The 23,338-nt window shown below is 71.6% G+C and carries 20 protein-coding genes; 10 read left to right on the forward strand and 10 right to left on the reverse strand.

Features of this window, described 5'->3' with window-relative positions; translation table 11 throughout:
- Both AACH10_RS07180 and AACH10_RS07185 read right to left on the reverse strand, forming a co-directional pair.
- Window positions 1–1,026 carry an aldo/keto reductase gene (locus tag AACH10_RS07180; protein ID WP_341409683.1) on the reverse strand — a complete coding sequence of 342 codons (1,026 nt, stop codon included), beginning with the start codon at window positions 1,024–1,026 and terminating at the stop codon, window positions 1–3.
- 23 nt (window positions 1,027–1,049) lie between these two features.
- Entirely contained in the window at window positions 1,050–2,297 is a 1,248-nt protein-coding gene (locus AACH10_RS07185) for a branched-chain amino acid ABC transporter substrate-binding protein (protein ID WP_341409684.1), read from the reverse strand.
- A gap of 506 nt (window positions 2,298–2,803) precedes the next feature.
- Here AACH10_RS07185 and nirB point away from each other — a divergent pair.
- Together nirB and nirD are read left to right on the forward strand one after the other, a co-directional pair.
- The gene (gene nirB / locus AACH10_RS07190) at window positions 2,804–5,344 is read left to right on the forward strand and encodes a nitrite reductase large subunit NirB (protein ID WP_341409685.1); all 2,541 of its coding nucleotides are present in this window, start codon (window positions 2,804–2,806) and stop codon (window positions 5,342–5,344) included.
- Window positions 5,345–5,371: 27 nt separating this feature from the next.
- Entirely contained in the window at window positions 5,372–5,731 is a 360-nt protein-coding gene (nirD, locus tag AACH10_RS07195; RefSeq protein WP_341409686.1) for a nitrite reductase small subunit NirD, read from the forward strand.
- A gap of 27 nt (window positions 5,732–5,758) precedes the next feature.
- Here the strand turns inward: nirD and AACH10_RS07200 are convergent, their stop codons facing one another.
- Window positions 5,759–6,415 (reverse strand): PEP-CTERM sorting domain-containing protein, encoded by a 657-nt coding sequence (locus AACH10_RS07200; protein WP_341409687.1) that lies wholly within the window; start codon window positions 6,413–6,415, stop codon window positions 5,759–5,761.
- A 326-nt stretch (window positions 6,416–6,741) separates the two neighbouring features.
- Between AACH10_RS07200 and AACH10_RS07205 the strand changes: the two genes are divergently transcribed.
- The 6 genes from AACH10_RS07205 to AACH10_RS07230 all read left to right on the forward strand — a co-directional run bounded on the left by AACH10_RS07205 (window position 6,742) and on the right by AACH10_RS07230 (window position 14,925).
- Window positions 6,742–7,194: a copper chaperone PCu(A)C gene (locus AACH10_RS07205; RefSeq protein WP_341409688.1), complete on the forward strand. Its 453-nt coding sequence runs from the start codon at window positions 6,742–6,744 to the stop codon at window positions 7,192–7,194.
- Window positions 7,195–7,361: 167 nt separating this feature from the next.
- The gene (locus AACH10_RS07210) at window positions 7,362–9,626 is read left to right on the forward strand and encodes a hypothetical protein (RefSeq protein ID WP_341409689.1); all 2,265 of its coding nucleotides are present in this window, start codon (window positions 7,362–7,364) and stop codon (window positions 9,624–9,626) included.
- A gap of 232 nt (window positions 9,627–9,858) precedes the next feature.
- Complete coding sequence (locus tag AACH10_RS07215) at window positions 9,859–10,677, forward strand: peptidyl-prolyl cis-trans isomerase (RefSeq protein ID WP_341409690.1); 819 nt, start codon at window positions 9,859–9,861, stop codon at window positions 10,675–10,677.
- Window positions 10,674–11,660 (forward strand): HupE/UreJ family protein, encoded by a 987-nt coding sequence (locus AACH10_RS07220; RefSeq protein WP_341409691.1) that lies wholly within the window; start codon window positions 10,674–10,676, stop codon window positions 11,658–11,660. The genes AACH10_RS07215 and AACH10_RS07220 overlap by 4 nt, the downstream gene beginning before the upstream one ends.
- Before the next feature lie 36 nt (window positions 11,661–11,696).
- Complete coding sequence (locus tag AACH10_RS07225; protein ID WP_341409692.1) at window positions 11,697–12,323, forward strand: putative 2OG-Fe(II) oxygenase; 627 nt, start codon at window positions 11,697–11,699, stop codon at window positions 12,321–12,323.
- A 7-nt stretch (window positions 12,324–12,330) separates the two neighbouring features.
- Complete coding sequence (locus tag AACH10_RS07230; RefSeq protein WP_341409693.1) at window positions 12,331–14,925, forward strand: fused MFS/spermidine synthase; 2,595 nt, start codon at window positions 12,331–12,333, stop codon at window positions 14,923–14,925.
- 9 nt (window positions 14,926–14,934) lie between these two features.
- On the opposite strand, the gene AACH10_RS07235 is transcribed toward AACH10_RS07230, so the two are convergent.
- Window positions 14,935–15,519, reverse strand: coding sequence for a hypothetical protein (locus tag AACH10_RS07235; RefSeq protein ID WP_341409694.1), 585 nt, complete (start codon window positions 15,517–15,519; stop codon window positions 14,935–14,937).
- A 148-nt stretch (window positions 15,520–15,667) separates the two neighbouring features.
- On the opposite strand from AACH10_RS07235, the gene AACH10_RS07240 reads away from it, so the two are divergent.
- Window positions 15,668–16,327 (forward strand): class I SAM-dependent methyltransferase, encoded by a 660-nt coding sequence (locus tag AACH10_RS07240; protein WP_341409695.1) that lies wholly within the window; start codon window positions 15,668–15,670, stop codon window positions 16,325–16,327.
- Window positions 16,324–17,352, forward strand: a complete 1,029-nt coding sequence (locus tag AACH10_RS07245) for a GlcNAc-transferase family protein (RefSeq protein ID WP_341409696.1) — start codon at window positions 16,324–16,326, stop codon at window positions 17,350–17,352. Before AACH10_RS07240 ends, AACH10_RS07245 begins: the two co-directional genes overlap by 4 nt.
- Here AACH10_RS07245 and AACH10_RS07250 read toward each other — a convergent pair.
- The 6 genes from AACH10_RS07250 to AACH10_RS07275 all read right to left on the reverse strand — a co-directional run bounded on the left by AACH10_RS07250 (window position 17,346) and on the right by AACH10_RS07275 (window position 23,321).
- Window positions 17,346–18,098 carry a hypothetical protein gene (locus AACH10_RS07250; protein WP_341409697.1) on the reverse strand — a complete coding sequence of 251 codons (753 nt, stop codon included), beginning with the start codon at window positions 18,096–18,098 and terminating at the stop codon, window positions 17,346–17,348. The two genes, AACH10_RS07245 and AACH10_RS07250, sit on opposite strands and share 7 nt — an antisense overlap.
- A 2-nt stretch (window positions 18,099–18,100) precedes the next feature.
- Entirely contained in the window at window positions 18,101–19,906 is a 1,806-nt protein-coding gene (locus tag AACH10_RS07255; RefSeq protein ID WP_341409698.1) for a putative porin, read from the reverse strand.
- 69 nt (window positions 19,907–19,975) lie between these two features.
- Window positions 19,976–20,704 carry a hypothetical protein gene (locus AACH10_RS07260; protein ID WP_341409699.1) on the reverse strand — a complete coding sequence of 243 codons (729 nt, stop codon included), beginning with the start codon at window positions 20,702–20,704 and terminating at the stop codon, window positions 19,976–19,978.
- 18 nt (window positions 20,705–20,722) lie between these two features.
- Entirely contained in the window at window positions 20,723–21,124 is a 402-nt protein-coding gene (locus AACH10_RS07265) for an ExbD/TolR family protein (protein WP_341409700.1), read from the reverse strand.
- Between the two features lie 24 nt (window positions 21,125–21,148).
- Window positions 21,149–21,559, reverse strand: a complete 411-nt coding sequence (locus AACH10_RS07270; RefSeq protein WP_341409701.1) for an ExbD/TolR family protein — start codon at window positions 21,557–21,559, stop codon at window positions 21,149–21,151.
- 19 nt (window positions 21,560–21,578) lie between these two features.
- Window positions 21,579–23,321 carry a DUF2341 domain-containing protein gene (locus AACH10_RS07275; protein WP_341409702.1) on the reverse strand — a complete coding sequence of 581 codons (1,743 nt, stop codon included), beginning with the start codon at window positions 23,319–23,321 and terminating at the stop codon, window positions 21,579–21,581.
- Window positions 23,322–23,338 lie beyond the last annotated feature (17 nt).

Raw genomic sequence — 23,338 nt, forward strand, 5'->3', positions numbered from 1 at the left:
TCAGGCCCGTGACGGCAAGCGGCCCGCCACCGGGCGGCCGATCAGCGGGTAGGCCGGGTCGTTGAAGCCCGGCGTCGACGGGTGGCCGGGCGCCACGAGGCTGTCGACCAGGGCCTCGTCGTCGGCGTCGATCACGCAACCCAGCGCCGGCCGGTAGTCCTGCCATTGCGCCAGCGTGCGCGGCCCGGCGATCACCGAACTGATGGCCGGGTTGGCCAGCACCCAGGCCGTGGCCCATTGCGCCAGCGTCACGCCCTTGGCTTCGGCATGGGCTTTCAGCTGCTGCGCGATGGCCAGCGACTCGGCGCGGAACTCGGTCTCGGCGATGCGCTTGTCGCCGCGGCCGGCGCGGGTGCCGGCCTCGGGCTGGGCGCCGGGCGGGTACTTGCCGGTGAGCACGCCGCGGGCGATCGGGCTGTAGGGCACCACGCCGATGCCGTGGTGCGCGCAGGCCGGGATGATCTCGACCTCGGGCATGCGGTTGAGCAGGTTGTAGTACGGCTGGCACACCACCGGCGCCGGCACGCCCAGGCGCGCGGCGCCATGCACCATCTCGGCGATGCGCCAGCCGCGGAAGTTCGACAAGCCCCAGTAGCGGATCTTGCCGGCGCGGATCAGGTCGCCCACGGCCTGGATGGGCTCGTCCAGGTTCATGCCGGCGAAGTCGCGGTGCAGGTACAGGATGTCGATGTGGTCGGTGCCCAGGCGGGCCAGGCTGGCATCCACCTCGCGCAGCATCCACACGCGCGAGTAGCGGCTCTCGTTGGGCCGCGACGACATGGTGTTGCCCAGCTTGGTGGCCAGCACCCAGTCATGCCGCTGGTGGCGGATCAGCCGGCCCAGCATGGCCTCGGACGCGCCGTTGGTGTAGACGTCGGCGGTGTCGACGAAGTTCACGCCGTGGGCGTGCGCGTCGGCCACGATGCGCCCGGCCTCGGCCTCGTCGGTCTGGTCGCCGAACATCATCGTGCCCAGGCACAGGGCCGAGACCTGGAGGTTGCTGCGGCCGAGGTTTCGGTAGCTCATGGCACGATCTTCCAGGGGGTGGTTCAGCCCGGTCGCTTCATCTGGCACGAGGTGGGCTGGGCGCTGATGTAGCTGTCCCACACCACCTCGGAGCGGAAACCGTAGCCGGTGTTCTCGGCATCGTATTTCACACCCTTGCTGCCCTGCTTGGCCCACATGCCCAGGTACAGTGGCGCCTGCAGCTGGTGGTCGGTCTTGCGCATCTCCAGCTCGCCCTGCGGGCTCTTGTACTTCAGGCCCTCCAGCGCGAAGGCCACCTTCTTCGGGTCGGTGCTCTTGGCCTGGCGCATGGCGGCCATCAGCATGTTCAGGCCGTTCCAGTGCGCGGCGAAGATGAAGTCGTCGCCGGTCTTCTTCTTGTAGTCGACGTAGATCTTCTCCAGCTCGGGCGTGGGTGCGTTGTGGCCCCAGTTCCAGATCACGCCCACCTTGTCGGCGCCCCAGTTGCCCAGCGAGGCCGGGATGCTGGGGTTGTTGGCGTTCATGGTGAAGAAGTTGATGTTCAGGCCGCTGTCCTTGGCGGCGCGGAACAGCAGGCTCAGGTCGCTGCCCCAGTTGCTGGTGATCACCGTGTCGGCGCCCGAGGCGCGGATCTTGGCGATCTGCGGCGCGAAGTCGCGCACCTGGGCCAGCGGCACGAAGTCGTCGCCGACGATCTGGATGTCGGGGCGCTTGCGCGTCAGGTACTCGCGGCTGGCCTTGCTGACCTGCTGGCCGTGGGTGTAGTTCTCGTTGAGCAGGAACACCTTCTTGATGTCCGGGCGCTGCTTCTGGAAGTAGGTGGTCAGCGCCTCAATCTTCATCTCGCTGGTCGGGTAGAAGCGGAAGTGCCAAAAGCTGCAGCGGTCGTTGGTCAGGCCGGGGTCCATGGCCGCGTAATTCAGGTAGAGCATGGCCTTGTCGGGCTCGCGCTCGGCCAGCTTGGTGATGGCGTCGGACAGCGCGAAGGCCACGCCCGATCCACCGCCCTGGGTGAGGTAGCGGATGCCCTGGTCGTTGGCGGCCTTGAGCACGTTGATGCTCTCCTGCGGCGTGCCCTTGTTGTCGAAGGGCACCACCTCGAACTTCGGGTCGGTGGCGGCCGAGCGGGCGTTGATCTGGCTGATGACCTCGCGCATCTGCGCCAGCGAGCCCTCGCCGGCACGGGCGAACGGGCCCGACAGGATGTCGATGAAGGCGATCTTCACCGTCTCGGCCTGGGCCGACAGGGCGCCCAGGGCCAGGGCGGCGGCAGCGGCCAGGCGGTGCAGGGTCGGCGGGGTGCGGTGCATGTCGGGTCTCCGGAATTTGGGGGTGGGCGTGGCCGGCGCCGTGGGTGGCGCAACGGATGGCCGCCGGATGCTAGGAGCGCCGCTCGGCAGCCAGGGTCACGTGGGCGACGCCGGTGCGGGGCACGCTGGTAGTGCGCCCGGCCGCGACCCATCCACCGTGTTGGTGCGCGATCGCCGCGTTCAGGGGCGTCGGGCGGGCGCCGGCCGGCGCTGGCGGGCTCCGGCGGCCTCTTGCGGCTTGGCACATCGATTGCTCTTGCTGCGCATCGACCCTGCTGCCGCGCCGCGCGCGCTGGTGGGTGCTCGAAGACCAGCCTCCACTGCCGATGGTGGAGTCAGGCCGGCCCGCATCCACCGCCGCCTGCCGGGGCATCCACCCGGAGCTGCCTCATCACACCCTCCGATCCCGCGTCCCGCACGGGCCCACCGCGTCGCACGCCAGCGGCGCACCGGGGCCGTCGCCTCCTGGCGCGTGTGACCCCTCTCTCTGTACTGAAAGCGCGCTCATGAAGATCATCGTCGTCGGCCACGGCATGGTGGGCCACAAGTTCCTGGAAAGCCTGGCCGAGACCGGCCTCACCGACGTGCAGGTCACCGTGCTGTGCGAGGAGCCGCGCCCGGCCTACGACCGCGTGCACCTGTCGGCCTTCTTCTCGGGCACCACGGCCGAGCAGCTGTCGCTGGTGGAGCCGGGCTTCTTCGAGCGCACCGGCTTCTCGCTGCGCCTGGCCGCCAAGGCCGTGGCCATCGAGCGCCGCGACAAGACCGTGACCACCGCCGACGGCGAGGTGCTGGCCTACGACAAGCTGGTGCTGGCCACCGGCAGCTACCCCTTCGTGCCGGCGGTGCCGGGGCGCGAGCGCGACGACGTGTTCGTCTACCGCACCATCGAGGACCTGGAGGCCATGCAGGCCCGCGGTGCCAAGAGCAAGAGCGGTGTGGTGGTGGGCGGCGGCCTGCTGGGCCTGGAATGCGCCAAGGCGCTGAAGGACATGGGCCTGCAGACGCATGTGGTGGAGTTTGCGCCGCGGCTGATGGCCGTGCAGGTGGACGACGCCGGCGGCAAGGTGCTGCGCAGCAAGATCGAGGACCTGGGCGTGCAGGTGCACACCAGCCGCAACACCACCGAGATCACCGACGGCGCCTCGGCCTACCACCGCATGGTGTTCGCCGACGGCACCTGGCTCGAGACCGACATGATCGTGTTCTCGGCCGGCATCCGCCCGCGTGACGAGCTGGCCCGCCAGTGTGCGCTGGCCATCGGCGCGCGCGGCGGCGTGGTCATCGACAGCCACTGCCGCACGGCCGACCACGATGTCTACGCCATCGGCGAATGCGCCAGCTGGAACGACCAGACCTTCGGCCTGGTGGCCCCCGGCTACGACATGGCCCGCGTGGCCGCGCGCCACATCGCCGGCGCCACCGATGCGCAATTCGTCGGCGCCGACATGAGCACCAAGCTCAAGCTGATGGGCGTGGACGTGGCCTCGATCGGCGACGCGCAAGGCAAGACCCCGCACTGCAAGACCTTCAGCTACACCGACGAGCTGCGCCAGACCTACAAGAAGATCGTCACCAGCGCCGACGGCAAGCAGCTGCTGGGCGCCGTGCTGGTGGGCAATGCCGACGAGTACGGCACGCTGCTGCAGATGGCGCTGAACGGCATCGCGCTGCCGGCCGACCCCGAGTTCCTGATCCTGCCCAGCAGCGACGGCAAGGCCAAGCCCGGCCTGGGCGTGGATGCGCTGCCCGACTCGGCCCAGATCTGCTCGTGCAACAACGTCAGCAAGGGCCAGATCTGCGCCGCGGTGGGCGAGGGTGCCACCACCATCGGCGCCATCAAGAGCTGCACCAAGGCCGGCGCCACCTGTGGCGGTTGCGTGCCGCTGGTCACGCAGGTGATGAAGGCCGAGATGGCCAAGCGCGGCATGGCGGTGAACAACCACCTCTGCGAGCACTTCGCCTACTCGCGCCAGGAGCTCTATCACCTGATCCGCGTGGGCCAGATCAAAAGCTTCGATGCGCTGCTGGCCAAGCACGGCCAGGGCCTGGGCTGCGACATCTGCAAGCCGGCCGCAGCCAGCATCCTGGCCAGCTGCTGGAACGACTTCGTGCTGAAGCCCGAGCTGGCCAAGCTGCAGGACAGCAACGACTACTACCTGGGCAACATCCAGAAGGACGGCAGCTACAGCGTGGTGCCGCGCATGCCGGGCGGCGAGGTCACGCCCGAGGGCCTGATCGCCGTGGGCCAGGTGGCGAAGAAGTACGGCCTGTACACCAAGATCACCGGCGGCCAGCGCGTGGACCTGTTCGGTGCGCGTGTCGAGCAGCTGCCCTTCATCTGGGAGGAGCTGATCGCCGCCGGCTTCGAGAGCGGCCATGCCTACGGCAAGAGCCTGCGCACCGTGAAGAGCTGCGTGGGCAGCACCTGGTGCCGCTATGGCGTGGGCGACTCGGTGGGCCTGGCCGTGGCGCTGGAGAACCGCTACAAGGGCCTGCGCGCGCCGCACAAGATCAAGTTCGGCGTGTCGGGCTGCACGCGTGAGTGCGCCGAAGCCCAGGGCAAGGACGTGGGCGTGATCGCCACCGAGAAGGGCTGGAACCTCTACGTCTGCGGCAACGGCGGCATGAAACCGCGCCATGCCGAGCTGATCGCCAGCGACCTGAGCCAGGAGCGCCTGATCCAGCTGATCGACCGCTTCCTGATGTTCTACGTGCGCACCGCCGACCGCTTGCAGCGCACCAGCACCTGGCGCGACAACCTGGAAGGCGGCCTCGACTACCTGCGCGGCGTGGTGGTGGACGACACGCTGGGCCTGGGCGCAGAGCTGGAAGCGCAGATGGCGCATGTGGTGGCCACCTACCAGTGCGAGTGGAAGACCGCCGTCACCACCCCCGCGGTGCGCGCGCGCTTCCGCAGCTTCGTCAACAGCGAGGCGGCCGACGAGCACATCGTGTTCGTCAAGGAGCGCGGCCAGATCCGCCCGGCCCGCGACGCCGAGCGCGACGCCGCCGCACTGAACCCGGCCGACGCGCCGGCCGTCTGACCTCCGCAGCCCCAGCCAGGAATTCCCATGAGCACCGACACCCTCAGCGCCGCCAGCACCCAGGCCGCCTGGACCGAGGTCTGCGCCCTCGACGACATCCTGCCCGACACCGGCGTGGCCGCGCGCGTGGCAGGCCGCCACGTGGCCGTGTTCCGCGTGGGCCAGGACCGGCTCTATGCCATCGACAACGTCGACCCGAAGTCGGGTGCCAGCGTGCTGGCGCGCGGCCTGGTCGGCAACCTGGGCGAACGCGTGGTCGTGGCCTCGCCGCTGTACAAGAACCACTTCGACCTGGCCACCGGCGAGTGCCTGGAGCTGCCCGATCAGTCGGTGCAGGCCCACCCGGTGCGTGCCGAGCAGGGGCGGGTGCTGGTGGCGCTGCGCTGAGACCGGGCCAGCGGCCCGTGCCGATGCTCAGCGCAGGCGGCTGCGGCTGGCCATCAGGCCGACGGCGGCCAGGCCGGCCAGCATCAGCGCGTAGCTCTCGGGCTCGGGCACGGTGCTGATGCTCACGTTGTCATAGGCCACGGCGCCGGCGCCGCTGGCGAACACGATCGACTGGGCCTGGCCGGTGAAGCTGATCGACACCTTGTTCCAGCCGCAGTAGGCGCTGTCGGTGCAGCCGGCGTCGGACACGTTCTCCAGCACGGCCAGCTTGGCCAGGCGCTGGCCCGTGCCGTTGGCACCGGCGTACACGCTCACGGCGGGCAGCACATCGGCGGTGGCCGAGTAGTAGAACGACACCTCGCCGACGAAGGCCTTGCCGGCGGCGGCGCTGACCACCGTGCCGGTGGCCGACGGGTCGACCACCAGAACGCCCAGGCCCGACGGGTTGTTGGTGAAGTACTCGCCATGGGTGCCGCTGCCCAGGCCGTCGTTGCGCAGCGCGAAGGCCGCGTCGTCGAACACCGCGCCGCTGCTGGCGTAGAAGGCGCCGATCGACTGGCTGAAGTAGTTGCTCTGCACCGCATCCTCGTCGAAGGTGAGGGTGCTGGTGACCGATTGCACCGCGAAGGCGGGCAGGGCGGCTGCCAACGCGGCGGCAGCGATCAGGGAACGGGCGAAGGCCATGGGTACTCCGGGAGGTTGGACGCCCGGTGCAGCCCGGGCCGATGGATGTCGAAGGCCAGTCTAGGCAGCGCCGTGTGGCGGCTCTATCGCGAAACGATGACAGCGCGGGTCATCTGGCGCGCCGGCGCCCCCGTGTTCGCGGTGCCCGTGTTTCACACGGTTGTCGCATGGCCATGCCATCGCGCGTGTGACGCGTGCATGCAGATCCAAAGGTGGCCTGCACTGCCGGCGGCGCACCCAGGTCGTGGGTCCGTCGCCGGTCATCGTGCTGCCACGCGGCGTGGCCATGCTGGCGGTCCCGTGTGCCAGCCCGAGTGCGTCCCGCCATGACCGTCCGTCTTCCACGTCGCCAATGTCTGCGCGCCGCACTCGGCCTGGGGGCCGCCGGCCTGCTGCCCTCGGCGCGTGCCTGCGAGTTCTTCGCGCCCACGCTGCGCATCTTCCACCCCTGGACCCGCGCCACGGCCGAAGGGGCCGACGAGGCCGTGGTGAGCATGAAGTTCGACGGTGTGCAGCGCGCCGACCGCCTGGTGGGCGTGCAGACCCCCGTGGCCTTGCATGCCGACATCGCGGGCGCGCTGGCGCGGCCGGTGGTGGACTTCGCGATCCCGGCCGGCCGGGACAGCGAGCTGGCCGAGGGCGGCACCTGGCTGCGCCTGAGCGGCCTGCAGATGCCGCTGCACGTGGGCCGTGCCTACCCGCTGACGCTGCAGTTCGAGCACGGCGGCGAGGTGCCGGCGCAGCTGAGCATCGACTTCCCCAGCTTCCGCTTCCGCTGAACCTGGGCGTCAGCGGCGGCCTGCGCCGTGGTCGCTGATCCGTCACGCCGCAGTCACCGCCCGTTCCTAGCATCCCGCCGACCCTTCCTCATGCACCGATCGCCTTGCCGGCCGACTGCCGGGCACGGACGAGCGGCATGCCCAGACACCCCAGGAGAAGTTGCACCATGAAGTTCGGATTCACCCCGCGCCAGATCGCCCTGGCCGCCCTGGCTGCCCTTGGCAGCACCGCCATCGGCGTCGCGCCCACCATCGCCACCGCGGCCGGCAAGACCGCCGGCAAGTACGTGGCCGGCGACTTCCACAACCACACCACCTGCTCGGACGGCTCGATCTCGATGCAGAAGCTGGTGAACAAGTCGACCGCCGTGTGGGGTCTGGACTGGTTCGTGCAGGCCGGCCACGGCGGCAACGGCGCGCGCAACTGCACGCTGGTGGAAGATGCCGACCTGGCCACGCCGGCCTACCCGCACGACGCGGCCAAGGGCCCCACCACCACCTGGACCAACAGCATCGGCGCCGCGGCCATCAAGGGCAATGGCGGTGGCGTGGGCGGCACGGGCAACATGTGGCGCTGGCAGTCGATCCAGGAGTACCAGTACCCGGTGCTGGAGTACCTGGCCGCCAACAAGAACGTGCCGCTGTTCCTGGGCCTGGAATCGGTGGTGGCCGGCCACGAGCACACCTCGATGTCGGTGATCACGGGCCAGATGCCGTCGTTCATCGACAGCGTGTCGACCAGCGGCAGCAGCTACACCGCGCTGGGCAATGCCACGGCGCTGGCCCAGTGGAGCTACTGCTTCGACCGGGGGGACACCGACACCAGCCGCGGCAACGTGACCGGCTCGACCACCGGCAACAACTGGAACTGCGCCGTGCCGGGCAGCGACTACAGCGACACCAGCAAGTACAACTGGAACGCCACCGGCCAGAAGCTGATCCCCACCGGCAGCGGCGTGGGCTCGGGCCTGGGCACCAAGGGCCACCTGAAGACGCTGGAAGCGCTGAAGTGGATGGCCGCCAACCATGCCAACGGCAGCTACTACGTGCCGGCCCACCTGGAGCGCGCCGGCCCGTTCAACCCGGACGGCAACAACGGCTTCAACATCGAGCACCTGCGCAACTTCAACAACACCGCGCCCAACATCGCCTTCGGCTTCGAGTCGCAGCCGGGCCACGGCGCGTCGGCCGAGCGGGGTGAGTACCGCCAGCTGCGCAACAGCTTCGTGGGCAGCAGCACCAACGTCGACTCGGTGGGCGGCACCACCTATGGCGGCACCGGCATCTACGCCAGCCAGGTGGGCGGCGTGTGGGACGCGCTGCTGGGCGAAGGCCGCAACTGGTGGTTCTTCGCCAGCAGCGACTGGCACAACCGCGGCATCTTCTCGGCCGACGACCGCCGCTCGACGCAGGACTTCCAGCCGGGCGAGTACCAGCGCAACTACACGATGGTGCGCAACGGCAGCGACAAGATCCGCCCGCAGGCCATCGTCGACGGCCTGCGCACCGGCAACAACTGGGCCGCCAGCGGCCAGCTGATCGACCGCCTGGCCTTCGTGGCCTGCGCGTCCACGCCGGGCATCGGCGCGCGCAGCAACGCGCAGGTGGAGGCCATCGCCGTGGCCGCCGCCACCGGCAACACCGACATCGACGTGACCGGCTGCGCCACCATGGGCGAGAAGCTCAAGCTGCGCGCCGGCCAGGAGGTGGTGGTGGCGGTGGTGGTGCGCGATCCGGAAGGCACCAACAACGCGCCCTACAGCTTCGCCAACCCGTCGCTGGCCCAGGTGGGCATCACCCAGCCGCTGAACAAGCCGGTGCTGGACCACATCGACGTGATCCGTGGCCTGGTGACGGGCTACAAGGCGCCGGGTTCGGCGGACTATTCGGGCGAATGGCCGCGCAATGCCAACTGGCTGCGTGCCGACGGCAGCACGGCCGGCCTGTCGGCGGTGCCGGCCGGTGCCAAGAACACCACGGCCAGCATCATCAAGACCTTCAACGGCAACGCGCAGTCGCCCAGCTGGACCACCGTGACCGGCCCGGACAACAGCAAGTTCCTGAAGATGAGCTTCCGCCTGAGCGGCGTGCAGGCCTCGCAGTACCTGCGCCTGCGCGGCACCAACCTGCCGGCGGCCGTGCCCTACGAGACCGACGCCAGCGGCAACCCGCTGTCGGACATCTTCACCAACGCCACCGTGGCCGCCAACCTGCGCATCCCCTGCACGGTGACGGGCACCAACGTGCCGACCAACGCCGTGACCTGGACCAAGGCCATGGGCGCCATCGACGGCTGCCCCAACCACCTGGCCGTGCTGAACGGCCAGAAGATGGTCAGCTATGACGTGGCGGCCTGGGCCGACCTGTGGTTCTACAGCAACCCGATCTACGTGGAAGTGGCGGGCGCCACCGTGGTGGCCGGCGTCAAGTGAGACCGGTCTGACCTGAGCCTGGGCCCCGCCGACGTGCGGGGCCATGGTCCCGACAGCCCATCGCCGGTGCGATGGGCTGTCGTCTTTCTGTCGTCATCTTTGTCTGTCATCGTGGCGGCCGTTGTTTGCCCGAGCCGTCACCATGTCCTCGCCGCCCGTTGCTTCCGCCGCCCTCCCGGCGCAGCCTGCCGATCACGCCATTGCGCCCCGCTCACGCCGAGTGCCGGCCTGGATGCGCGAGCCGCTGCTGCACTTCCTGCTGCTGGGCGGCCTGCTGTTCGCGGTGGACCATGTGCTGGTCGGCCGCGCCGACGACCCGCGCGTCATCGTCATGGACGCCGCGGTGGACAAGGAGGCGCGCGACACCTTCCGCGCCGCGCGTGGCCGCGAGCCCGACGCCAAGGAACTGGAGGCGCTGCGCCAGGTGTGGCTGAGCAACGAGGTGCTGTACCGCGAGGGCAGGGCGCTGCAACTCGACCAGGGCGACCCCAGCATCCGCGAGCGCGTGATCTTCAAGGCGCTCAGCATGGTGGAAGCCAACCTGAAGCCCCCGGCGGCCGATGACGCCGAACTGCGCCGCTGGTTCGAGGCCCACCGCGACAAGTACGACGAGCCGGCACGCTACGACTTCCAGGAAGCCGTGCTGGCCGCCGATGCCAACGGGCCCGACGAGGCCGCGGTGCGCGCCTTCGTGGCCACGCTCAACGGTGGTGGCGCTGCCGGCGCGGGCAACGATGCGCGCGCCGGCCTGCGCGTCTACAAGGGCCGCCCGCATGCCAACCTGGTGCAGAGCTACGGCGTCGACTTCGCCAAGGCGCTGGAGGCCGGGCCGGTGGGCGAGTGGCGCGCACTGGCCACGCGCGAGAACGGCCGCGAGGTCTGGCGTGCGATGCGTCTGGAGGCCGTGGCGCCGGCCCGCGCCGCCGCCTTCGAGCCGCTGCGCAACGTGGTGCGCCAGGACTGGATCGACACCACGCTGGCCGAGCGCCGCAGTGCCGCGATCAAGGCCCTGGCCACGCGCTACACCATCCGCAGCGAGGCCGCGCGATGAACCGCTGGCGCCGGGCCCCGGCCGCACTGTGGCTGGGCCTGTGGCTGGCCGTGGTGGTGGCCTGGCTGCCGGGCCAGGCCCAGGCCCACGAGATGAGCATGGCCGAGATGCACCTGCGCGAGACCGCGCCGGGTGAGTTCGTCTGGCAGTGGGGCGTGGGCGAGAAGCGCGCGCCGGCCGAGGTGCTGCGGCCGGTGTGGCCCGAGCCCTGCCAGGCCCAGGGCCCGCTGCTGCGCTGCGGCGCGGCCGGGCTGAGCGGCCGCCTGGCGGTCGACGGCATCGGCAACGGCTTCTCGGCCGCGCTGGTGAAGGTGGCCTGGCGCGACGGGCAGACGCGCGTGTACACGCTGACCTCGGCGCAGCCGGCGGTGCAGTTGTACGGCAGTGCCGACGACCGGCGCAGCCTGGGCGAGGTGGCCTCGGCCTACACCGTGCTGGGCGTCGAGCACATCCTGAGCGGCGTCGATCACCTGCTGTTCGTCATCGGCCTGCTGTTCCTGGTGGGCTTCCAGCGCCGGCTGCTGTGGACCATCACCGCCTTCACCGCGGCGCACAGCCTCACGCTGGCCAGCAGCGCCCTGGGCTGGCTGGTGCTGCGGCCGCCCCCGGTGGAGGCCACGATCGCGCTGTCCATCGTGCTGGTGGCCGGCGAGGCCTTGCACACCCGCCAGACGCTGGCGCGCCGCTGGCCGGCGCTGGTGGCCTTCCTGTTCGGCCTGGTGCACGGCCTGGGCTTTGCCGGGGCGCTGAAGGAGATCGGCCTGCCCGAGCAGCACCTGCCCGCGGCGCTGCTGAGCTTCAACGTCGGCGTCGAGCTCGGCCAGCTCGCCACCGTGGCGCTGGCCTGGGCGCTGCTGGGCCTGGCCCGGCGCATGGCGCCCCAGGGCACGGCACTGGCCCGCGCCCGCGCGGTGACGCTGTACGGCATCGGCAGCGTGGCCGCCTACTGGTCTTGGCTGCGCGTGGCGGCGCTGCTCGGCTGACCCCTCCATTCCCCCGCTTGCTGTTGGCGACGCACCATGTCCACCCAGGTCATCGATCTCTTTCCCACCCCCTTCATGCGCGTGGGCGGTGCCTTGCCGCGCGGCCTGGTGGACGCGCTGGCCGCGCACTTCAGCGCCCAGGCCGTGCAGGACAACAGCAGTTCGCCCCACCTGTCGCACACGCGCATGCTCACGCCGGCCGACAGCCCGCTGCTGGTGGATGCCGCCGGCCTGATCACGCCGCATCTGGGCGCCTATGGCGAACTGCTGTTCGGCGAGCGCCTGGGCTGGTCGCTCAAGGAGATGTGGGTCAACGTGCTGGACGCCGGCGGCCGCCAGGCCATGCACAACCATGCCAACAGCTTCATCTCCGGCGTGGTGTACCTGACGCCCACGCACCCCTCGGCGCAGACGGTGTTCATGAAGTCGCCGGGCGGCCATGACTTCGCGTTCAAGAACGACCATGCCGGCGTGCGCATGGGCCCGTACAACGCCGACAAGTGGGTGAGCCCGGCGCCCGAGCCCGGCGACCTGGTGCTGTTTCCCAGCTACCTGATGCATGCCGTGCCGCCCAACGAGGGCGCCCGCCGCATCACGCTGGCCCTGAACGCCATCCCGAACCGGCTGGACTCGTGGGGTTACGCGATCCGCTTCGCGGGGTGACGGCGACGTGAGCCCCTGGCTCCTGATGGCCGCCTCGGGCTTTGCCGGCCTGGGCTGGCAGATCGTGTGGACCCAGCAGTGCGCGCTGTGGCTGGGCCATGAATCGGCGGCCGTGCTGGCCGTGGTGGCCGCGTTCTTCGGCGGTCTGGCGCTGGGCGCCTGGGGCCTGGGCGGGCGCATCGCGCGCAGTGCGCGGCCCGGCGTCTGGTATGTCGGCTGCGAGGCCGTGATCGCGCTCTGGGGCCTGGCGCTGGTGCCGCTGATGCCACGGGCTGCCGATGCGGCCTTGGCCCTCACCGGGCCGCAGCCCGATGCCTGGTGGCAATGGAGCGTGGCCTTCGCCGGCGCCTTCACGCTGCTGCTGCCGGCCACCGCCGCCATGGGCGCCACGCTGCCGGCCATGGCGCGCATCGCGCAGGCCCTGCGCCGCGGCGGCGCGCCGCTGGCCGCGCTGTATGCGGCCAACACCGCCGGTGCCGTGCTGGGCGTGCTGGCCACGGCCTTCTGGCTGGTGCCCGAGCTGGGGCTGTTGCGCACCAGCCTGCTGTGCGCCGCGCTGAACGCCGGCTGTGCGCTGCTGGCCTGGCGTTGGTGGGGCCGCGCCGCTGCGACCACGACGGTCGATGGGAGTCAGTCAGAGGTCGAGGCCGGGCCATCGCCAGACGGCCACCGCGTGCTGGCCCGGCTGGCCGCCACCGGCCTGCTGGGCATCGGCTACGAGGTGGGCGTGGTGCGCGTGATCAGCCAGGTGGCCGAGGACACGGTCTACACCTTCGCGCTGCTGCTGGCCGTGTACCTGGTGGGCACGGCGCTGGGGGCGGCGGCCTGGGCGCGATGGACGGGCCGTGGTCTCGCGTCGGGCCCGGCGCCCTGCAGCGCCCGGGCGGCCCTGCACACCGACCGCCTGCTGGTGGCCCTGGCCACGGCCTGCCTGCTGGGCGCCGGCAGCCTGTGGGCGGCCGAGTCGCTCAAGGCCGCCACGCTGGCGGCACTGGGCCCGGGGCTGGGCAGCGCACTGGCGGCCGAGGCCCTGCTGGCGCTGGCGGCCTTCGGCCTGCCCACGCTGGTGATGGGCGCGCTGTTCAGCCAGCTGGCCGAGCGTGCCACGCACGCCGGCCAGGGGCTGGGCCGGGCGCTGGGCGTCAACACGCTGGGGGCGGCGCTGGCGCCGGTGCTGCTGGGCGTGGGCCTGCTGCCGCTGGCTGGCGCCAAGGTGGTGCTGCTGAGCATTGCCGCGGGTTATCTGGTGCTGGTGGCGCCGCGCCAATGGGCCCGGCCGCTGCCCTGGGTGCCGGCCGTGGCCGCTGCGCTGTTGGCGCTGGCGGCGCCGCCGCTGGTCTTCATCGAGCAGCCCGAGGGCGGCCAGGTGCTCAGCTACCAGGAGGGGGCGATGGCCGCGGTCAGCGTGGTGGCCGACGACCAGGGCGTGGCCCGGCTGCGCATCAACAACCGGCAGCAGGAGGGCAGCAGCAGCTCGCTGCAGGCCGATGGCCGCCAGGCCCTTCTGCCGCTGCTGTTGCACCCGGCGCCGCAGCGTGCGCTGTTCCTGGGGCTGGGCACTGGCCTCACGGCTTCAGCCGCCGTGCAGGACCGCGGCCTGCGGGTGGATGCGGTGGAACTGCTGCCCGAGGTGGTGGCCGCGGCCACGCTGTTCCAGCCGGCCTGGGCCGATCCCACCGCGGCCGGCCGGCTGCAGGTGCAGGTGGCCGATGCGCGGCGCTTCGTGCGCACCGCGCCGCAGCGCTACGACCTGATCGTGGCCGACAACTTCCACCCGGCGCGCAGCGGCTCGGGCGCGCTGTACACGGTGCAGCACTTCCAGGCCGTGCGCGCACGACTGGCCGCGGGCGGGCTGTTCTGCCAGTGGCTGCCGCTGCATCAGCTGGACGAGGCCACGCTGCGCAGCATCGTGGCGTCCTTCCGAGCGGCCTTTCCGCAGGGCCGGGCCCTGCTGGCCAGCCACAGCCTGGCCACGCCGGTGATCGGACTGCTGGGCCATGCCGACGAAGGCACGCGGGTCGACCCGGCCCAGGTGCGCCAGCGCCTGGTTGACGCGGCCACGTGGCCTGTGCCGCCGGCCGCCTTCGGCCTGCACGACGAGTGGGCGGTGCTGGGCAGCGTGGTGGCCGGACCGGCGGCGCTGGCCCGCCTGGCCGGCGATGCAGCGCTGAACACCGACGACCGGCCGGTGGTGGCCTACCGTGCACCGCGCGTGACCTATGCGCCCGACGGCACGCCGCGCGACCGCCTGTTGGCGCTGCTGCCGCAGCTGCGCCTGGCGCCCGGCGAACTGCTGGTGGCCGGCCAGGCCGGTGCCGAACAGCGCCTGGCCGCCTACCGCGCGGCCAGCGCGCGCTTTCTGTGGGCCGGCCGTGACGTGCGTCCGGCCAGCGATGTGCGGCAGATGCTGGCCCAGGTGGGGCCGCCGCTGCTGGCGGTGCTGGGCACCAGCCCCGACTTCCGTCCGGCCTACGACCCGCTGCTGGGCATGGCGCGCGCGCTGGCCGCGCAGGATGGGCCGGCCGCGCGCGCGCTGCTCACGCAGCTGGTGCAGCTGCAGCCGGCCCGGCCCGAGGCCGCCCAGCTGCTGCAGGGGCTGTGAGCCCGCGGGTCAGTCGCCCTTGCGCGGGCGGCCGGTCTTCAGCGTGGGCAGCTGGCTGAGCAGCGCACGCAGCGCGGCATCGTCCATCGCGGCCAGGGCCTGCAGGCCGGCACGCAGCAGCTCGCTCTTCTTGGCCGGGCGCTGGAAGCCCAGCGCGCGGTCCTTCAGCTGGCCGATCAGCGCGAAATCGGCGCGCGGCATCGTGAAGCTGTCGCGCACCAGCTTTTCCTTGGGCTGATCCTTGGCCGGTGCCGTGGCGGGTGCCTTGGCGGTCACCTTGGCGCGGTTGGGCTTCTCGGCCACGGCGGCGGGGGCCTTGGGCAGCTTGGGCGCGGCCTTGGTGGCCGGCTTGGCCACCGGTGCAGCCTTGGCGGCCTTGGCTGGCTTGGCGGCCACCACGGGCTTGTCCGCCTTGGGTGCCTTGGCGGGCTTGAGCGCCTTGGCCGGCTTGTCTTCGGCCCCGGTCTTCACCGGCTTGGCCGCCTTCACGGGCTTGGCCGGCTTGGCGGCCTTGACCGCCGCGGCGGGGGCCGGCGCGGCGGAGCTGGCGGCCGCTTCGGTGACTTCAGCGGCGGGTTCTTGGTTCGGATTCATGTGGTGCATCTCCCAGCGGCGCCGGCGGAACATCCTGCCGGTCGAAGGAATGGTTTATACCGTATAGATCATTAATCCGGCTGCCTTGCCACAGTGCTGACATGCTGGGGCGCTCCAATGCCGGCTTTCGTCCGCCGCCCTGCCGCCCATGCCAGGCTCGTTTCCCGTCTTCGACGCCGTCGTGGCACACCTGATCGCGCGCTGCCAGCCGGCCACGGCGCTGGACATCGGCACCGGCTCGGGCAAGTACGGCCACATGCTGGCCACCCACGCGCCGCAGTGCGAGCGCACCGGGTTGGACCTGGAGCCCAGCTATGTGGATCGCTTCGGCTTGCCCCAGCTGTATCACCACATGCACCTGGCCGACGGCGCGCAGTGGTGCCATGCCCATCCGCAGCGCCAGTTCGACATGGTGTTCCTGGGCGACAGCCTGGAGCACATGGGCAAGTCGGCGGGCATCGACCTGCTCAATGCCATGGTCTACCGCTGCGCCTGGCTGGTGATCGTGGCCCCCGAGTTCGTGGTGCAGGGCGCCGTGGATGGCGTGGCCAGCGAGGCGCACCGCTCGGTGTGGAGCGAGCGCGATCTGCACTGGCACGACCTGTGGGCCTGGGACAACTGCCGCGCCACCACGCTGATGGTGCTGCGCGGCTACCTGCCCTGCGCCGCGCTGGGCATGGGCCAGTGGGTGGACGAGATCAATGGCGCGCAGGTGCCGCTGCGGCACTTCGACGGCCAGGAAACGGTGCGCCCGGCGCGGCTGCGCCTGGTGCAACACCCGCGCGAGGTCGAGTACCGCCAGCCGTGAACCTGCATCCCGGCGATCCGCCAGGCCCGATCCCATCACCGGGCTCGGCCATCACGCGCACCGCGCCGCGGCCGCGGCCCACGATCTTCATCAGCGTCGCGTCCTACTGCGACCCGATGCTGGGCTTCACGCTGCGCAGCGCCTACAGCCAGGCGGCCGATCCGTCGCGCCTGCGCTTCGGCGTGGTGGAACAGGCCCTGCCGCAGCAGCGCCTGCAGCTGGGCGCGCAATGGGCCTGCGAGCAGATCCGCTGGCTGCGCGTGCATGCGCTGGAGGCGCGCGGGCCGTGCTGGGCGCGCGCCGCGGCGATGGGCCTTTACCAGGGCGAGGACTGGTACTTCCAGATCGACTCGCACACCTGGTTCGAGCCCGGATGGGACGAGCGCCTGCTGGCCTGGTCGCGGCAACTTGCGGCGCACCACCCTCGCCATCTGCTGAGCTGCTATCCGAACCCCTTCACGCTGGTGGACGGCCATCCGTCGGCCACGGTGGTGAGCGCCCAGGTGCTGGCGCATGTAGTGGCCGATGAGGCGCAGTTTGATGCGGCCCACCCGGTGCTGATGTTCCACGGCGTGCCGGTGGCCAGCACGGCGCCGGTGCCGGGCTTCCACATCGGTGCCGGCTGCCTGTGGGCGCCGGGCCGCATCGTCGACGAACTGCCCTACGACCCGTTCCTGTACTTCCACGGCGAAGAGCAGGCGATGGCGCTGCGCGCCTTCACGCGCGGCTGGGACATCTTCCACCCGCCGGCCATGCCGGTGTACCACCTCTATCATCAGGCCGGCGCGGCACCGCGGCCGCTGCACTGGACGCCTGAGATGGACGCGCAGCGCACGGTGCGCTCGGCACAGCTGGCCGATGCGGCCAACCGCCGGCTGGCCGCCTTGCTGTGGCAGGGCGCCGACCTGGGCGCTTACGGCCTGGGCACGGCGCGCAGCCTGGAGGAGTTCGCGTCCTTCAGCGGCATCGACTACGCCGGCCGCCGCATTGCAGCCAGCGCGCGAAAGCAGCGCTTCGGTTACTGAGCGCGCGGGGCGGCCGAGCCATCCACGCGCGAGACCTGGCCCTCGGCCGGCGGCAGCGGCTCGCTCAGCAGCGCGTCGAAGCGCATGCGCAGACTTTCGGCGGTGGACTCGACGCGCACGCGGGTCAGGCCCAGCACCGGGTCGGCCTGCAGGGCCTGGTCCACCGTGCCTTTGGCGCGAAAGCGTTCCACCGTGTCCAGCCCCAGCGCGTGCAGCGCCTGGCTGCGGCGCTGCGCGTCGGCCAGCGCCCGCGTGCGTTCGGCCAGCAGGGCGGTGAGCGTGGCATTGGCCTCGCGCCGGTCGTCGCTTTGCTGGCGCGCGGTGGCCAGCTGCTGCTTCAGTTCCTGCTCGCGCTGCGCGGCGGCCTCGGCTGCGGCCGTGGCCTGGCGGCGCGCCTCGTCGGCCTGGTCGCGCTGGCTCGCCAACTGGGTGCGCAGCTGCGCCAGTTCCTCGCGCAGCTGGCGCGCCTCGGCCTGCGCGCTGCCCAGCGCCTTGCGCTGCGCGGCGGCCTGGGCCAGCGCCTCGTCACGCGCCTGCTCGCGCGTGGCCTTCTCGGCCTGCAGGGCGTCGCGCTGCTGCTGGGCCTGCTGCAGCGCGGCCTGGGCACGGCGCAGGGCCTCGCGCTCGCGGTTGGCGCGCGTATCGTCGGCCGCGCTGCCAGCCATGGGCCAGGCCAGTGCGGCGGCCAGGGCCATCAGTGCCAGCGGGTGCCGCCTGGGCAGGGTGGATGGGCGGTGGGCATGCATGCTCAGAACCTCGTCGTCACGTCCAGTTGCAGCACCTCGATCTTCAGCGGCGCGCTGCTCATCGTCGAGCGGTAGACGCCGTTGCTGAGCACGCGCACGCCGTCGTCCAGGTTGTGCGTGCTGGTCAGGCGCAGGCCCACGGTGCTGCGGCGGTCGAAGGCGTACTGCCCGCCCAGCTGCCAGCCGGCGTAGTTGGTGCCGCCCAGGTGCCAGGTGGTGTCGGTGAAACCGTCGACCCAGGCGTCGCGCTCGAAGCGCCGCCATGTGGCCGACACCTGCCAGTCGCCCGCGCTGGCCAGCGTGCCGCTGCCCAGGGCCAGGCGCGCCTGCAGTCCGTTGGTGCGCCGGGCCAGGGTGTCCAGCGTGTCCAGGCCCGAGCGGCGGCGGATGTCGGCGAGGTCGAAACCGGTGTTCTTCACCCAGTCCAGGCTGGCGTCCAGCGCCATGGTGTCCCAGGCCGTCCAGCGCAGCTGCGCGGTCAGATCCACCGGCCGGAAGCGCGAGGCCAGGCCCCACACCGGCGTGGCCGTGGCCGCCACGCTGGGGTCGCGCAGGTTGATCAGCGTGTTGCCCTTCAGGCGCACGGTGCCGGGGTACTGCGAGGTCAGGTAGGGCACGGTGCCGTCGCGTGCGCCGGCCGGCGCCACGTCGTTCTCGCGCACGCCTTCGATGCGGTTGAAGTCGTACACCGCCAGGCCCAGGCGCAGCGTGGCGTTGCTGGAGAAGGCCCAGTTCACGCCACCCTGCAGCGCATACAGCCACTTGTCGCGCTTGTCGACGTTGAACTCCTCCAGCGGAAAGGCGCCCGCTGTGCCGAAGGCGTACAGCCCCGGTGCCAGCGTCAGCTCGCCCTGCGCGGCCACGCCGTCGAAGGACAGGTCTTCCGGCCAGGTGAGGTCGCTGGACATGAAGGGGTTGGCCAGGCGCCCGGCCAGCAGGCGCAGGTTGTATCGGGGTTCCCAGCGCAGCCAGGCGCGGTCGAGCACCAGCGAGGCCTTGTTGAAGCCGCTGCCCAGCGTCTGCGACGACGAGGTCGGCCCGCTGGTGCTGCCGGTGGACAGGCGCAGGCCGGCGCTGACGTCCTCGGACACCTTGGCGTTCACGCCCAGGCGCGCCCGCAGCAGCAGGCGGTTGCGGTCGGTGCCGGTGTTCAGCAGGTCGGGCGCCCACGCCGGGCCGGCCGTCTGGCGGCGGAAGCACTCGGCCGGCATGTTGCCGCCGATCACGTCGCAGGGCGCGCCGATGGCCGCGCCGGTGCTGGCGTCGCGCTCGTACACCGGGCCGGGCATGCGCTCGGCCTGGCCGCGCACGCGCAGGTCGCCTTCCAGCTGGATGCGCTGTGTCCAGTCGGGGATCTGGCGCGGATCGGCCCAGCGCTCGTCGCGCGCGGCGCTGAGCACCTCGTTGCGGATCTCCTCGCGCAGCTGGGCGCGCTGGGTCTCGCTGATGTAGGGCACGCGCACCACGGGCGCGGCGGCGGGGCGCGGCGGGGTGCCCCAGGCGGGCGCGGCGCTGTCGGCTGCGGCGGCATGGCCAGCCGGTCCGGCCGCCCCGCTGGCCTGGCGCACGATGGCCTCGGCCCGCTCCCGCGTCAGCAGGCCCTGGCTGACCAGCGCGTCGATCAGGCCCAGCGTGGTGGCGCGCAGGCGTTCCAGTTCGGCGCGCTCGCCACCGTTGGCTCCACTGTTGGCGCCACCGGCAGCGCTCTGGGCCTGAACCGGCATCGTGGCGCCCAGGGCGCTGGCCACCAGCACGGTGATCAGCGCGGCCCGGCGCGCCTGGTTGAGAGGGGTCGCGGAAGTCAACATCGGCATCTCGTCTCGACAAACCGGCCGCGCCGCGGAGGGGCGGCGGGCCATGAGGAAGGGTGGCGTGGGTCAGCCCTGCGGGCGGACCGACAGGCGAAAGCGCATCGGCGGCAGGGCGCCTGGCGCGCCGGGCGGCTGGGGCAGACGCAGCGTGCGGCGGGTCTCGTCCAGCGCCGCCTCCAGCGCGCCGTCCAGCGTGGTGTCGCCGGTGGGTTGCAGCTGAAAGCGTCGGATCAGGCCGTCGGGCTCCAGCCACAGCGTGAAATCGGCCTGCACCTGCGCGGCCTCGGCGCGCAGGTGGCGCTCGATGGCGTCGCGCAGCAGCTGGCGGGCGGTGTTGGCATACAGGCGCTCGGCCGCGCGGTCGGCGGCTGAGGGGCCGCCACGCGCCGGGCCCGAGGCGCCCAGCACCGGCGCACCGCCCTGGTACTCGCGGTTCACCGCGCCGGCCGCAAAGGCGCTGGGCCCGTCGCCGGCCGGACCGTCCATCTTCAGCGGCTCGTTGGCGGGCGCCGGGGCGGGTGCCGGCTGCGGCGCCACATCGGGCGGCGGCGGGCGGTTGCTCTCCTGCGGCTCGGGCCGGGGCTGCTCCTTGGGCGGCGGCGGTGGCGGCGGCGGTGTTTCAGGCAGCACGGCGATGCGCGCGACCTGGCGTTGCGGTGCCTGTTTGGCCGACATCATCTGGCGCAGCGCGTGGCCGGCATAGGCCAGCAGCAGCAGGGCCAGCACGGCCGCTGCGCCGATGCCGGCCTTGCGCCAGCCGCTGCGTGCTTCGAGGGATTCTTCGGCCAGGGCCATGGTGTGCTGCGCCTGCCCTCAGGTGCCAATGCGTGAAGTGACCAGGCCCATGTTCACCGCCAGGCGGTTGCACAGGTCGATCACGGCGATGACGGCGGCGTAGGGCGCGCGCGCGTCGCCCTTGATGGCCACGGTCATCTTGGGATCGCGCGCCTTGGCGGCCGACAGCTGCTGCTCCAGCTCGGCCAGCGTCACCGGTGCGCCGTTGACCAGGATCTGCCCGCCCGGCGCCACCTGCACGATCTTCAGGTCATGGCGTTCGGTGGGCGGCTTGTTGCTGGGCTTGGGCAGCGTGATGTGCAGGCCCTGCACCGAGGCGGTGGTCATCAGGATGAACACCACCAGCAGCACATAGGCCAGGTCCAGCATCGGCGTGACGTTGATGCTGTCATAGGGCTTGGCTTCCGACTGGACTTGCATGGGCGCTGCCGCTGCTTTCGTGTGTCAGGGCGCGGCCCGGCGCGTGACCAGGCCGATCTCGGTGATGTCGAGCTTCTTGGTCACTTCCAGCACCTGCATCACCTTCTCGTACTGGGCCGCGGCGTCGCCCTTCAGCACCACCGGCAGCGCCGGGTTGGCGGCCTTGTAGTCGGCCAGGCGCGATTGCAGCTGCTCCAGGCTGACCGGGTAGGCGTCCAGGAACATCTGCCCGTCGGCGGTGATGGTGATGGCCCGCGTCTGCGGCTTGGCCAGGTTCTCGGCCGCGGTGGTCTCGGGCGAGCGCACCTTCACGCCCTGCACCGAGGCCGTGGTGAGGATGATGAACACCACCAGCAGCACATAGGCCAGGTCCAGCATCGGCGTGACGTTGATGTCGTCATACGGCTGGTTGTCGGCTTTGACGTCGGCACTCATGGCGGTCTCGGTCCCGCGGTCAGCGGCTGCCGAATTCCTCGGCGACGCGCGTGATGAACTCGTCGACGAAGATCTGCATGTCGGCCGAGATGTTCTTGATGCGCGAGGCCAGGTAGTTGTAGCCAAACAGCGAGGGGATGGCCACCGACAGGCCAGCCACCGTGGCCAGCAGCGCCGCGGCAATGCCCGGCGCGATGGCGTTGACATTGACATCGCCCGCTGCGGCGATGGCCGCGAAGGTGATCATCACGCCCACCACCGTGCCCAGCAGGCCCAGGAACGGCCCGCCGGAGATGGCGATGGTCAGCCACACCATCTGCGCGTTGAGCTTGTGCGACTCACGCACCAGGTCGGCGTCCACGCTGGCCTTCACCGCATCCAGCGAGGCGCCGCTGAGGCCCTGTGCCGCGCGGCCCTCGGCGGCACCCACGCCGCGCTTGACCAGCTCGCGCTGGCCGGCCAGGTACAGGCGGTAGAGCGACGAGTTCGGGTGCGTGGCACCGGCGTCGAGCTTCAGCAGATCGGCTCCGGCATCGCGGAAGCGGCCCAGGAAGCGGCGGTTGTCGTTGTCGGCGCGCAGGATGTAGCGCAGCTTGGTGACCATCACCGCCGCCGCCACCACGAACATCGCGGCCAGGATCAGGATCACCACCCAGGCATCGGTGGTGAGGTTGTCGAACAGCACCTTGAAGTAGCCGTGGCCACCGCCCGCTTCACCCTCGCCACTGGCCTCTTTGGCCGACTTGACCAGCAGGCCCGCCGGCCCCTGGCTGCCGGCCTGCACGGCCAGCCACGCGCCGCTGCGCGCCGTGCCCGCCAGGTTGATCTCGTCGACCGCGCCGGTGAAGCCTTCGCCCACGCGCATCTCGCCGGCCACCTCGGGTGTGGCCACCGCGGCCTTGGCCACCTCGGCACCGTTGACGTGCAGGCGCGCCTGGCTGCCCTCCAGCACCAGGGCCACGTGCAGCCAGCTGCCCGGCGTCACGCCGCCGCCGGTCAAGGCCACCGTGCCCACGCGCGCCACCACCTTGCCGTCGGCCAAGGCCAGCGACAGCGGCCCCAGCGCCAGCAGCTGGCCCTGGGCCTGGCCATCGGCGCGCGCCCACAGCGAGAGGGTGGCCGCGCCGTTGGGCGCCACCTTGATGCCATCGGCCACCGGCCACACCAGCGGCGTGCCAGCCAGGCGCGCACCCGCGCCCAGCAGGCCCGCCGGCTCGGGCGTCAGCGCGCCCACCGGGCGCAGCTGGCCCACGGCGTCGATGCCCGGCGCGGCCTGGTCGTCGAAGTGCACCGCAAACTTCAGTGCCGCATCGCCGCCGCTGGCCGCGGCCGGCGTGGCGGCCGGTGCCTTGGCATTGCCGGTGTAGACGTAGACCACGTTCTTGTCGCTGCCCGGCGCCACGCTGGGCACCTGCACCCACAGCACGGCCAGCTCGTTGGTGGCGTCGAAGCGCTCCAGCCGGTGCGGCAGCACGGTCTTGTCGTCGGCGGCCAGCACGCGCAGGTCGCTGCCGTCGTCCTTGCCGGCCAGAAAGTCGAAGTTGCCACTGTGCAGGCGGATGGCCAGCGGCACCTGGCTCACCGCCTCGCCGATGGCCTGGCCCTTGTCGGTGGTGTCCAGCGTCACGCGGGTGCGTTGGCTCCAGTCGGCGTTCCACCAGGCGTGCGCGGCGGGGCTCAGCGCCAGCGTGCCGGCGGCCAGGGCCAGAGCCAGGCCACGCTGCAGGCGGCGTGCGGGAGAGCGGGAGATCGGGTTCGTCATGTGCTTGTTCGATGCCA

The organism is Pseudaquabacterium inlustre (assembly GCF_038066595.1).
Classification (GTDB): Bacteria; Pseudomonadota; Gammaproteobacteria; order Burkholderiales; family Burkholderiaceae_C; genus Pseudaquabacterium; species Pseudaquabacterium inlustre.

What these genes read in the sequence shown, in the direction of transcription:
- AACH10_RS07180 (WP_341409683.1), bottom strand. Translation starts at nt 1,026, where the DNA reads ATGAGCTACCGAAACCTCGGCCGCAGCAACCTCCAGGTCTCGGCCCTG.
- AACH10_RS07185 (WP_341409684.1), bottom strand. Translation starts at nt 2,297, where the DNA reads ATGCACCGCACCCCGCCGACCCTGCACCGCCTGGCCGCTGCCGCCGCC.
- nirB (WP_341409685.1), top strand. Translation starts at nt 2,804, where the DNA reads ATGAAGATCATCGTCGTCGGCCACGGCATGGTGGGCCACAAGTTCCTG.
- nirD (WP_341409686.1), top strand. Translation starts at nt 5,372, where the DNA reads ATGAGCACCGACACCCTCAGCGCCGCCAGCACCCAGGCCGCCTGGACC.
- AACH10_RS07200 (WP_341409687.1), bottom strand. Translation starts at nt 6,415, where the DNA reads ATGGCCTTCGCCCGTTCCCTGATCGCTGCCGCCGCGTTGGCAGCCGCC.
- AACH10_RS07205 (WP_341409688.1), top strand. Translation starts at nt 6,742, where the DNA reads ATGACCGTCCGTCTTCCACGTCGCCAATGTCTGCGCGCCGCACTCGGC.
- AACH10_RS07210 (WP_341409689.1), top strand. Translation starts at nt 7,362, where the DNA reads ATGAAGTTCGGATTCACCCCGCGCCAGATCGCCCTGGCCGCCCTGGCT.
- AACH10_RS07215 (WP_341409690.1), top strand. Translation starts at nt 9,859, where the DNA reads ATGCGCGAGCCGCTGCTGCACTTCCTGCTGCTGGGCGGCCTGCTGTTC.
- AACH10_RS07220 (WP_341409691.1), top strand. Translation starts at nt 10,674, where the DNA reads ATGAACCGCTGGCGCCGGGCCCCGGCCGCACTGTGGCTGGGCCTGTGG.
- AACH10_RS07225 (WP_341409692.1), top strand. Translation starts at nt 11,697, where the DNA reads ATGTCCACCCAGGTCATCGATCTCTTTCCCACCCCCTTCATGCGCGTG.
- AACH10_RS07235 (WP_341409694.1), bottom strand. Translation starts at nt 15,519, where the DNA reads ATGAATCCGAACCAAGAACCCGCCGCTGAAGTCACCGAAGCGGCCGCC.
- AACH10_RS07240 (WP_341409695.1), top strand. Translation starts at nt 15,668, where the DNA reads ATGCCAGGCTCGTTTCCCGTCTTCGACGCCGTCGTGGCACACCTGATC.
- AACH10_RS07250 (WP_341409697.1), bottom strand. Translation starts at nt 18,098, where the DNA reads ATGCATGCCCACCGCCCATCCACCCTGCCCAGGCGGCACCCGCTGGCA.
- AACH10_RS07255 (WP_341409698.1), bottom strand. Translation starts at nt 19,906, where the DNA reads ATGTTGACTTCCGCGACCCCTCTCAACCAGGCGCGCCGGGCCGCGCTG.
- AACH10_RS07260 (WP_341409699.1), bottom strand. Translation starts at nt 20,704, where the DNA reads ATGGCCCTGGCCGAAGAATCCCTCGAAGCACGCAGCGGCTGGCGCAAG.
- AACH10_RS07265 (WP_341409700.1), bottom strand. Translation starts at nt 21,124, where the DNA reads ATGCAAGTCCAGTCGGAAGCCAAGCCCTATGACAGCATCAACGTCACG.
- AACH10_RS07270 (WP_341409701.1), bottom strand. Translation starts at nt 21,559, where the DNA reads ATGAGTGCCGACGTCAAAGCCGACAACCAGCCGTATGACGACATCAAC.
- AACH10_RS07275 (WP_341409702.1), bottom strand. Translation starts at nt 23,321, where the DNA reads ATGACGAACCCGATCTCCCGCTCTCCCGCACGCCGCCTGCAGCGTGGC.